This is a genomic window from uncultured Georgenia sp. (assembly GCF_937958535.1).
GTDB lineage: Bacteria > Actinomycetota > Actinomycetes > Actinomycetales > Actinomycetaceae > Oceanitalea.
In genome coordinates this window covers 1-3,868 of the sequence record NZ_CALGNQ010000166.1, presented here as the reverse complement: position 1 = coordinate 3,868, position 3,868 = coordinate 1, and the positions used below count along the sequence as shown (strand labels likewise).

General features: G+C 75.7%; 5 protein-coding genes. 4 read left to right on the top strand and 1 reads right to left on the bottom strand.

The genetic code is table 11. From position 1 onward, the window contains the following. The 4 genes from groEL to Q0195_RS08895 all read left to right on the top strand — a co-directional run. The coding region (gene groEL / locus Q0195_RS08910) for a chaperonin GroEL (protein WP_299277270.1) at positions 1–789 on the top strand (789 nt) is incomplete at its 5' end. A gap of 314 nt (positions 790–1,103) precedes the next feature. After that, on the top strand, positions 1,104–1,589 hold the full coding sequence (locus Q0195_RS08905) for a methyltransferase (RefSeq protein ID WP_299277267.1): 486 nt from the start codon (positions 1,104–1,106) through the stop codon (positions 1,587–1,589). Continuing rightward, positions 1,586–2,254 (top strand): MgtC/SapB family protein, encoded by a 669-nt coding sequence (locus Q0195_RS08900; protein ID WP_299277265.1) that lies wholly within the window; start codon positions 1,586–1,588, stop codon positions 2,252–2,254. Before Q0195_RS08905 ends, Q0195_RS08900 begins: the two co-directional genes overlap by 4 nt. A gap of 3 nt (positions 2,255–2,257) precedes the next feature. Further along, a complete protein-coding gene (locus tag Q0195_RS08895; RefSeq protein WP_299277262.1) occupies positions 2,258–3,139 on the top strand; it encodes a DUF4031 domain-containing protein in 882 nt (293 codons plus the stop codon). Here the strand turns inward: Q0195_RS08895 and Q0195_RS08890 are convergent, their stop codons facing one another. Then, positions 3,140–3,433: a WXG100 family type VII secretion target gene (locus Q0195_RS08890; RefSeq protein ID WP_299277260.1), complete on the bottom strand. Its 294-nt coding sequence runs from the start codon at positions 3,431–3,433 to the stop codon at positions 3,140–3,142. Positions 3,434–3,868 lie beyond the last annotated feature (435 nt).

Sequence of the window (3,868 nt, the reverse complement as noted above, 5' to 3'; positions counted from 1 at the left end):
GACCGCCGCAAGGCGATGCTGCAGGACATGGCCATCCTCACCGGTGGTCAGGTCATCTCCGAGACCGTCGGCCTCAAGCTGGAGAACGCCGACCTCGACCTGCTGGGCCAGGCCCGCAAGGTCGTCGTCACCAAGGACGAGACCACCATCGTCGAGGGCGCCGGCGCGCAGTCCGCCATCGAGGGCCGCGTCAACCAGATCCGCGCCGAGATCGAGAACTCCGACTCGGACTACGACCGCGAGAAGCTCCAGGAGCGCCTCGCCAAGCTCGCCGGCGGCGTCGCCGTCATCAAGGCGGGTGCGGCCACCGAGGTCGAGCTCAAGGAGCGCAAGCACCGCATCGAGGACGCCGTCCGCAACGCCAAGGCCGCCCAGGAGGAGGGCATCGTCGCCGGTGGTGGCGTCGCCCTCATCCAGGCCGCCAAGGACGCCTTCGACGGCCTCGAGCTGGAGGGTGACGAGGCGACCGGTGCGAACATCGTCCGCGTCGCGGTCGACGCCCCGCTCAAGCAGATCGCCGTCAACGCCGGCCTCGAGGGCGGCGTCGTGGCAGAGCGGGTCCGCAACCTGCCCGCCGGCCACGGCCTCAACGCCCAGACCGGCGAGTTCGAGGACCTGCTCGCGGCCGGTGTCGCCGACCCGGTCAAGGTGACGCGCTCCGCCCTGGAGAACGCTGCCTCGATCGCCGGCCTGTTCCTCACCACCGAGGCCGTCGTGGCCGACAAGCCGGAGAAGCAGCCCGCTGCCCCGGCCGGTGGCGACGACATGGGTGGCATGGGCGGCTTCTGACCCGACCCTGACCGACCCGGTCGGTCCAGCAGTCCCGAGGGGCGGCACCGGCACGGTGCCGCCCCTCGGCGCGTCGTGCCCCACCCCGACGCGGCCGTCGCCGACGGGTCGGTCACCACCGAGCCAGCTCGGCGCTGACAGCGCAGCTGCCGCCCGACAGCTCAGCCACCGCCGCCGGACCACTCGTGTCCACGCCTGCCACCGGGAGCCGACGTGTCGACGACGGGGTCGGTCAGACCCGACATCAGCCGCGCCCGAGCCCGACCGCCGGTCGGACCGCTGCGCCGTGGCGCGCACTGACCGACAATGACACCGTGGGGCTGCGTGCGGGACGAGGGCGACCTGGGCGCGGTGACGCGCTCGTCGCCGCGCAGCTGGTGCTGCTCCTCGCGCTCCTCCTGCCCGGCGACGGAGCCTCCTCACGGGGACGCCGCGTCATCGGCGGCGTCCTGCTCGCCGCCGGGGGCGGCCTGGCCCTGCTCGGTGCGGGGACGCTGTGGCCCGCCCTCACGCCCTCGCCCCTGCCGGTACCCGGGGCGCCGCTCCGGACCACCGGGCCCTACGGCTGGGTACGGCACCCGATCTACGCCGGCCTCACCCTGGCGGCCGCCGGGCGGGCACTCGCCACCGGTGTGCCCCGCCACCGGGCGGCCGCTGTCGCACTGGCTGTGCTGCTCCGGGGCAAGGCCCGGTACGAGGAGCGGCAGCTGACCGACGCGGTGCCCCAGTACGCGGCCTACGCCGCCCGCACCCCGGCCTGGTGGCCGCGCCGAGGAGGTGGGCGCCGGTGTGGGAGGTGACGCCGCAGACCGTCGACTCGCTGCAGATGCTCGGCCTGACCTTCGTGCTCTCCGCCGCCATCGGCGCCGAGCGCGAGTACCACCACAAGGACGCCGGACTGCGCACCCACATCCTCGTGGGGCTGGGGGCCGGACTCTTCACCGTCGTCTCGGCGTACGGGTTCGCCGAGCTCTTCGGCGAGCGACCGGCCGACCCGGGGCGGATCGCGGCGCAGGTCGTCACCGGGATCGGGTTCCTCGGCGCCGGTGTCATCTTCACCCGCAGCAACGTCGTCCACGGCCTGACCACCGCGGCGACGATCTGGCTCGTCGCCGCCGTCGGGATGGCCTGCGGGGCCGGGCTGCCGCTGCTCGCCACCGCGGTGACCGTCGCCTACCTCGTCCTCATCCCGCTCCTCGGGCTGCTCACCGCCCGTATGCCCAAGGCCGACGCGGAGAACCTCCTGGTCCTGCGCTACCGCGACGGACGCGGCGTGCTGCGCTCGATCCTCACCACGGCCACCGACCTGGGGTACCGTGCCGCCGTGGTCGATGTCGCCAACACCGACGAGCGCACCGTCGAGGTCCGCGCCAGGTTCACCGGAAAGCTGCCGCAGCACGAGCTCATCACCGCGCTGCGCGCCCTGGACGGGGTCGAGCGGGTCACGACCGTGCGGGAGCGCTGAGCCGTGGCCGTCCTGGTCGACACGCCCCGCTGGCCCGCGCACGGCACCCTGTGGGCCCACCTCGTCTCCGACACCGACCTCGCCGAGCTGCACGCGTTCGCCGCCCGGTGCGGCCTGCCCCGCCGCGCCTTCGACCTCGACCACTACGACGTGCCCGCCGAGCGGCACGCGGAGGTCGTCGCCGCCGGCGCGCAGCCCGTCGAGGGCCACGAGCTCATCCGGCGGCTGCGGGCGAGCGGCCTGCGGGTGCGCGCCGCCGACCGCCCGCTGCGCACCGCGCTCGCGCTGCGCTGGGCGGACCTGCTGCCCGCGCACCCGGAGCTGGGCGAGGACCTCACCGCCCGCTGGAGCGAGCCGCACCGGGTGTACCACGGGCCGGGACACCTGCGCGAGGTCCTCGACCGCCTCGACCTCCTCGCCCACCGGGGCGAGCCGGTGACCGGGACGGTCCGCCTCGCCGCCTGGTTCCACGACGCCGTGCACGACGGCGAGACCCCCGCGGACGAGGAGGCCTCCGCCGGCCTGGCCGGTGCGTTCCTCGGGCCCGTCCTCGGCACCGCGGGCGCCGCCGAGGTCGCGCGGCTCGTCCGGCTCACCGCGGCGCACGACCCCGCCCCGGGCGACGTCGCCGGGCACCTGCTGTGCGACGCCGACCTCGGCGTGCTCGGCGGCGAGCCCGAGCAGTACCGGACCTACACCGAGCAGGTCCGCGCGGAGTACGCGCACGTCCCCGAGGAGGACTTCCGTCGTGGCCGGGCCGCGGTGCTCCGCCGGCTTCTCGACCGGCCGCGGATCTACCGCACCGCGACGGCGGTGGAGCTGTGGGAGGACCTCGCGCGCGCCAACCTCGCCGCCGAGCTCGGCGTGCTGGAGAGCGCCGGCTGATCACCGCCCCGTGAACAGCCCGTGCGCGCTGGACTCGGCGTCGGCGTACGTGCGGGCCGCCAGGTCCAGCGCCTCGGTGATCTGGGCCAGCGACTGCTCCACCACCTGCTGGGTGGCGCGCCACTCCTGCGCCACCGCGGCGAAGCTCTCCGCGGCCGCCCCACTCCACGTCTGCTGCAGGTCGAGGAGCTGGGCCATCATCCCGGCGACCTCCGTGTGGATCACGCCGGCGCTGTGCCGGGCGCGCGCCGCAGCGGACCCCACCTCGGCGCTGTCGACCTCGAACCGCGTCATCGTCGTCTCCCTCCGTCGCTGCGCCCCGGTGGCGCAGGGTGGGAGCGACGCTAGGGACGTGGCATCCGTGGCGGAGGACGGAAGAGCGAGCCTGGGGACTCCTCCGCCTCGTCCTGCCGCTGTGCGGCAGAGCGCTCGCGCCGCCGCCTCAGCCGGCCCCGCCGGCGTGGCTCCTCCCCGGGGCCGCGCTCGATCCCCGAGGGGGGAGCCTCCGGCAGCTCGGGGTGCTCGGTGGGCCGGTCGGGGGCGGGGTCCGGTGGGGTCGTGTCCGCCGCCGGCCCGGCTGCGCTGGGCGGTGTGCCGGCAGACGGTGGCACCGGCGTGGTGGGCGGTGTGCCGGCAGACGGTGGCGCCGGCGTGGTGGGCGGTGTGCCGGCGGACGGCGGCACCGGCGTGGCGGGCGGTGTGCCGGCAGACGGTGGCGCCGGCGTGGCG